The sequence below is a fragment of the Thermogemmatispora sp. genome (assembly GCF_019683755.1).
In the GTDB taxonomy this organism is placed as follows: domain Bacteria; phylum Chloroflexota; class Ktedonobacteria; order Ktedonobacterales; family Ktedonobacteraceae; genus Thermogemmatispora.
In genome coordinates this window covers 1-6,462 of sequence record NZ_JADGHT010000273.1, presented here as the reverse complement: position 1 = coordinate 6,462, position 6,462 = coordinate 1, and the positions used below count along the sequence as shown (strand labels likewise).

Genomic DNA, 6,462 nt, shown 5'->3' with positions numbered 1-6,462 from the left:
CCCCCAGTACCCATCAGTCCGCCTGGCCAAAGGCGTTTATGCCCCTGGCTCTACCCTGGACAAATCCTCTTCCAGACACTATACTCTTCCTCAGAGTCTCTTAGTGTCGCCACAACTATACCAAACTTACCCGCAGACGCTACTGTGCTTCGTTTGGGCCTTTTTTGTCGCATACTTGCTGGAGGGGAACACCAAGGAGCCATAGATCGCATGGAAGAGCGAACGTACAAGAAGCGCCCGCGATCGTTGATGCTAGCCCCGGTCTTTGTTCGAGTGGATGAGCGCCGTCACGTACTGCCCCCGCCACCTCGCCCAAGCTGGCAGGAGCTTGTCATTGGCTGGCTGCGCTATCAGGCGGTTCAGATCCGCTGGGACCTCGAGCGCGGTCTTGCGCGTCTGCTCCACCGCTCCTGGATTGACCCACGACGCACCCGCCGGGGTCGCGAGCGAGGTGATCATCATTAGCCACGCTCGGAAGGTAGCGGCGGGCGTCTGAGCCGCAAGGCCCGTCGGGCTTGTTCTCGGAGTTGACGTGCTAGTGCGAACTCCGAGGCTAGGCGTTGATAGAGCGCCTCCCACTGATCAAGGACGCGCTCACGGTCGTGTTGTGCAATAATCTCAAGGCTCTTGCTACCCATATGCCGACGCAGCTCAGGGCGCTCTAGCAGGTAATCAATGGCACGTGCCAGCTCTTCGCTATTGCCAGGCTCAAATAAGAGGCCGTTCTCCCCATGATGCACTAGCTCCGGCAGTGCGTAGGCATTGGCCGCAATGACCGCTAAGCCGCAGGCCATCGCCTCCATCGTGGCCAGACTTTGCAGGTCGGCTTCTGAAGGGATAACGAAAAGGTCGGCCATCCGCCGAATGGCCAAGAGATCACGATCGGCAACAAAGCCAAGAAAGGCAACGTGCTCCTCGATATGCAGGCGGCGCGCCTGCTCACGCAGCTCGGCCTCTGCCGGTCCCGTTCCCGCCAGCACAATGTAGGCTGGCTTTTTCAGCTTCGCCACGGCATCTAATAAGACATTCACCCGCTTTTCTTCGCTGAGACGATTGACATGCAGGATCAGCGGGCGATCGACTGGCAGACGATAGCGCTGACGTACTTCCTCATCAGGCGGCCCCGGCGCAAATTTCTTGAGATCGACCCCATTGGAGATGACCCCTGCTGGCGCGCGTAGCCCATGCTCATAGAGGAGCCGTAGAGCCGTATGGGTCGGGGTAGTCACGTACTCGCAGCGATTGTAGAAGTGGACCAGATAACTATAGCTGAGCGTATCGAAATGCCTGCTGAAGCGCTGATCACTGGCCAGAGTACGGCTGATGTTGATGGGTAGATAATGATTGGTTGCGATGACCGGCTTGCGTAGCCCTCCCGCCAACAACTGGGCAATGTTTCCTAAAACGATCGGCGAGTGGATATGGATAACGTCAGGGTTGCTCTGCTTAAGCAGGCGCCGAATGGGTAGGATCGGCAGGAAGGGAATGCGCATATCAGGATAGGTCGGCCATTCGAAAGAGGTAAAGCGATAGACATGTACCCCTTCTTCGATGCGGTGGACGTCGCGCGCCCCCTGGCAAGGAGCAACTACCCAGACCTGATGGCCACGTGCGGCCAGGCCAACGGCCAGATCATGGGTGACGACAGGTACTCCCCCCACCATCGGCGGATACTGATCGGTGACAATCATAATACGCATGTCTATCGCTCACTTCTTAGCAAGATGATCTGTCTGCCATAGCTCGACACCATCGCTGATCAGGCCAGTAAAGCGGCCTGGCACAGCAGGCGGAAGCCAGCCAGGCCACAACCGGCTGATCTTGCCAGCCATACCCCAACCTGTAGCCCTGTACTGCCCGGTGGCCTTAAAGGCAGACAGGCAGAAACGCCAACACCCCCAGGGGAGGCCCTACTCCCGCCTGCTGCAGATGTCTGGGTCTTAGCTTTCTTTGGAGGCACTTTCGCCGGGCTGCGACTGAGCAGGAGCCGCAGGCTGAGCCGCAGGGGCAGCCTCAGCAGCCTCCTCGACCTCGACGGCAGGCGGCTCCGCCTTTACTACTGGCTCATGCGGATCGGTCAAGAGACGTACATTGGGCGGCAGCTTAATCTCGCCGGCATGGATGATCTGCTCCACCTCAACCAGCGGCGAGACATCGACTTCGATCGCCTCGGGAATCTCCGTTGCACGGCAGGCCACTTCAAGCGCATCCAAGAGACGCAACAACGTGCCGCCACTCTCTTTGACCGCAGGCGCCTCTCCCACCAGGTGCAGCGGCACCTTTACCTCAACCTCTTCCTCTTGACTTACGCGGAAGAAATCAACATGGAGAATCTTGCCCGTGCAGGGATCGCGCTGGATGCTGTGTACAAGCGCCGTTTCCGCAAAGGAGTCGCCCGGAATACGCAGGGTAACCAGGCTGGCAGCCTTATGCTGACGGCGGAAGCGCTCGAAAGCCGCCGCCTCCAGCTGAATGGCCAATGGGGGCTCCTTGTGGCCGAAGATATTGGCGGGTATAATCCCCTGGCGACGCAGCCTCCGGGTCGCCTTGCCAAGGATCTGGCGGCGCTGAACCTCCAGTTCTGCCATCGGTGCCATAACAGGATACCTCCTTTAGCGTGATGCTTTCCTGCGTTGCAAGAGGGCTCGTAGCTCGGAAAGCGGGCGTGTATTGAGCACATCGGCAGCGGAAAGCCAGCCCTTGCGAGCAATGCCGATGCCATAGTGCATATCGTCTAGACCCGCAATGGCATGAGCGTCGGGATCGATCGGGATCAGAATGCCTCGATCACGCGCCTTGCGCACATAGCGCCAGTCGAGATCAAGGCGCTGCGGACTGGCGTTGATCTCAATAAAGACACCATGCCGCGCAGCGGCCTCGATCACCGCTTCTATATCCAGAGTATAGCCCGGGCGTTCAAGCAAGAGACGCCCTGTCGGATGCCCGATGATGGTCACATACGGGTTGGCAATGGCGCGCAGCATACGCTCAGTCTGCTCTTGCGGCGAGAGCGTAAAATGGCTATGAATGGAGGCAATGACGAAGTCAAAGCGCGCCAGAACCTCATCGGGATAGTCGAGCGAGCCATCTTTGAGGATATCACATTCGGTCCCTTTTAGGATCACCAGGCGACCGGCGAATTCGGCATTGAGGCGGTCGATCTCTTCCCACTGGCGCTGTAGGTTCTCGATGCTGAGGCCATTGGCATAGCCGACACTCTGGCTATGATCGGTAATGCCCAGATAACTGAGACCACGCTGAATGCAGGCCTCAGCCAGCTCACGAATAGTATTTTTGCCATCGCTCCAGGTAGAATGGACGTGCAGGACCCCACGCAGGTCACGCTCTTCGACGAGCGTGGGCAGTGTGCCTCGCTCCGCGGCCTCGATCTCACCCATGTCCTCGCGTAGCTCAGGTTCGATGTAAGCCAGGCCAAGCGCGGCGTAAAACTCAACCTCGTCTTTACAGGGTACTAGCTCCAGATCAGGCTCTTTGCCCTTGAAGAGACCATACTCATTGATGGTCATGTTCATGCTGAGGGCCCGCCGTCGCAGCGGAATATGGTGCTCCTTGGCACCGGTGAAGTGATGGAGCGCATAGGGAAATTGGCGCTCGGTGACAAGGCGCAGGTCCATCTGGATGCCACTCGCCAGAATGACGCTGGAGCGTGTTTCTCCCTTGCTCACGATCTGCCGTATGCCGGGCTGACTGGTGAAGAAGTTCATGACGCGCTGACGAGTGGCGCTGTCGGCGCTATCGGAGACGCTCGCAACGATATCGATGTCTTTGACGGTCTCACGCCGCCGGCGGAGGCTGCCCGCTACCTGCACGCGTCTGATCTCGGGCAGAGAGGCCAGGGCATCGCGCATGCGCAGCCCTTCGGCTTCAGCGACGGGATAAAGGTAGCGATGACCGTGCTCGGCCAGGAAGGCCAGCCCCTGAAGGATCTTCTCCTGGGTCTTCTTGCCAAAGCCAGGCAGGGCGGCAACGCGGTCCTCTTTGCAGGCTCGCTCTAGCTCTTCAAGGCTGGAGATATGCAATTGATCGACAATGGTGTTGATGCGCCGCGGGCCGAGGCCCTGAATGCGCAGCAGCTCGAGCTTGATGGGCGGCGTGGCCGCACGCAGCTCCTCCAGGAAGGTCAAATGTCCCGTGGTAACCAGCTCCTCGATGCGCCGGGTAATGGTCGGCCCGAGGCCTGGAATGCCCTTGAGCCGTCCCTCTCTCACCAGCCGCTCGATGTCCTCATCCAGTGCGCTGATGGTGCGTGCGGCGTTCTCGTAGGCCCGAGCCTCAAAGGGGCTGGCGTCTTTCTTTAGATTGAGTAGGGTAGCCACCTCTTCCAGAGCCTGGGCCACCTGTTGTTTATCCATCGAGGCTGCCTCCCCTCTCTACTGATCTTCGCGCTCGGTGAGGCGCAGGTCAAATAACTCCGGTTCGCGTAGCTCGACCTCGAAGGGATTACGCCCTTTGAGGTCGCGCCCCAGATACCGTTTACAGTCGAAGTGCACAACTAGCCAACAGTGCCAGTCGGCGCTGACAAAGACGGCATCCCAGGGCTGCTCTGGCCCGTTGTCCAGCACTTTGTTACAGACGAAACAGCGCGCTCGCCCGGCGGCTACCGCCCCTTCGAACCAGCGCAGAATGAACCAGTGCAGGTCTTCCAGGGTCATCAGCTCTAAACAGGACTCTGGATAGCCAAAACGCACCGGATCAGGGCATTCACGAAAGTCTTCGCGGCCTCGCCCCAGGGCCACAATGGGGGCTCGCACGGTCACCTTGATCTCGTCGTGCTCAGGATCCTCTGGATTAGCTGTCACACTCTGTAGTAGTAGCCCTTCGCGCGCAAACCAGGTAAGCAATTCCTGTCTCATGGCGCTGGTAACTTGGCAGTGGCTGTATTAGGCCCCTGATGCAGCGTCAACCAGCTCTTTGGCGCGGCGCCAGAGAGCGCGCAGTTCTTCGCGGCTGCGCTCTTGCAGAGGGCGCCCTTCGCTACGGGCTAGCTCTTCCATGACGCGAAAGCGACGGCGGAATTTGCGGTTAGCCTGCCGCAGAGCGGCCTCAGCATCAATATTCAGTTCGTTGGCGGCCCGCACCACCATGAAGAGCAGGTCGCCCATCTCTTCCTGGCGCTCTTCGTGGTTACGAGCCTGGGCTAGCTCGCGCAGCTCTTCGGCCAATTTATTCAGAACTCCATCCATATCGGCGTAGGTGAAACCCACTTTGGCCGCGCGCTTCTGATATTCTTGAGCCACGGTTAGGGCCGGTGAAGCCAGTGGCACGTGATCAAGCAGGCTCTCTTCCTGAACAGGCTGACCAGCAGCCTGACGCTCGGCCAGCTTGATAGCTTCCCAGTTCTGGACTACCTGCCCTGCGTTGCTGACTTTCACGTCGCCGAAGACATGGGGATGGCGCCGAATAAGCTTGGCATTGATATGCTCAAAGACATCACCTATGCTAAAGTGCCCTTCCTGACGGGCAATTTCAGCGTGGAGATAGACCTGAAGCAGGAGATCGCCAAGCTCCTCGGCCAGCTTGCCCATGTCGTTTTCTTCCAGCGCCTCCACTACTTCGTACGTTTCTTCCAGTACAAAGGGGACAAGCGTTTGATGGGTCTGCTCACGGTCCCAGGGACAGCCGTCGGGGTCACGCCGCAGGCGCATGGTAATGTAGCGCAGCGTTTCGGGAAGGCGCAGGGCCGTCAGGGCGTCCACCGGCGGCACATAGAGTGTCGTCAGATGGTCCGTCAGAGACTGGCGATCAAGCTCATAGAGGGCCAGACGCTGCAGCCGGGCCGTCTCTTGAGGCAGGTTGCTGAGACGAACCAGCGTCACCTGCCACTCGTCAGGATAGCATTCGCCAAGGGCCAGCTTGACGGCGCTGGCCAGGCGACGATTATAGAGATGAGGGATCAGGAGAGGCGTGGTCGGTATGACCTTGCCAGCGACTTCGTCGCTGCGTAGGGCCGCCAGGGAAATGGCATCGATGATCTGGAGGCCCGCCTCCAGGGGATCTAGCTCTAAAGCTGTGCAGACTGGTTCGATGAAGGAGAGGCCAGCCACCAGACGCAGACCTAGACCACGCTCTCTGGCAAAGCGAAGCAAGAGCTGTACGCTGGTGTCTCCTACCAGCGGATGACCAGGCACGGCGTAGACTACCGTTCCTCTCCTAGCCATAGCCGCTGCACAAATGGTCTCCGCCATCTGTTGATAGAGGGTCTCCCAGTCCTGGGCGGCATCGTAGAGCGTATCGAACGATTGCAATGCCAGGCCCGGGAAAGCCCGCCGCAACGGCTCAATAATGGGATGAATCAGAGTTCGGAAGTAAATGGGCTGCTCGCGCTCGACAGCCTCAGTCAGTACCTCGTAGGCCTCGCGCGTCAGTAGTTCCCATGGTCCCGGTCCCAACCCCAGAATAGTAATCTGCGGCTCCAACATACTTTTTCTGTCCTCTCTGCAG

6 protein-coding genes are annotated in these 6,462 nt (G+C 59.1%); 1 reads left to right on the top strand and 5 read right to left on the bottom strand.

Features of this window, described 5'->3' with window-relative positions; translation table 11 throughout:
- Nucleotides 1–210 precede the first annotated feature (210 nt).
- Nucleotides 211–465: a hypothetical protein gene (locus IRZ24_RS15340; protein ID WP_297165788.1), complete on the top strand. Its 255-nt coding sequence runs from the start codon at nt 211–213 to the stop codon at nt 463–465.
- On the opposite strand, the gene IRZ24_RS15335 is transcribed toward IRZ24_RS15340, so the two are convergent.
- From IRZ24_RS15335 to mazG, 5 genes are all read right to left on the bottom strand, one after another.
- The gene (locus IRZ24_RS15335) at nt 462–1,700 is read right to left on the bottom strand and encodes a glycosyltransferase (RefSeq protein WP_297165785.1); all 1,239 of its coding nucleotides are present in this window, start codon (nt 1,698–1,700) and stop codon (nt 462–464) included. The two genes, IRZ24_RS15340 and IRZ24_RS15335, sit on opposite strands and share 4 nt — an antisense overlap.
- Nucleotides 1,701–1,940: 240 nt before the next feature.
- Nucleotides 1,941–2,597 carry a 50S ribosomal protein L25 gene (locus IRZ24_RS15330; protein ID WP_297165782.1) on the bottom strand — a complete coding sequence of 219 codons (657 nt, stop codon included), beginning with the start codon at nt 2,595–2,597 and terminating at the stop codon, nt 1,941–1,943.
- Between the two features lie 15 nt (nt 2,598–2,612).
- Nucleotides 2,613–4,373, bottom strand: a complete 1,761-nt coding sequence (gene polX, locus IRZ24_RS15325) for a DNA polymerase/3'-5' exonuclease PolX (RefSeq protein WP_297165779.1) — start codon at nt 4,371–4,373, stop codon at nt 2,613–2,615.
- A gap of 18 nt (nt 4,374–4,391) precedes the next feature.
- Entirely contained in the window at nt 4,392–4,874 is a 483-nt protein-coding gene (locus tag IRZ24_RS15320; RefSeq protein ID WP_297165776.1) for a hypothetical protein, read from the bottom strand.
- Between the two features lie 27 nt (nt 4,875–4,901).
- On the bottom strand, nt 4,902–6,440 hold the full coding sequence (gene mazG, locus IRZ24_RS15315) for a nucleoside triphosphate pyrophosphohydrolase (RefSeq protein WP_297165773.1): 1,539 nt from the start codon (nt 6,438–6,440) through the stop codon (nt 4,902–4,904).
- Nucleotides 6,441–6,462: the final 22 nt, after the last annotated feature.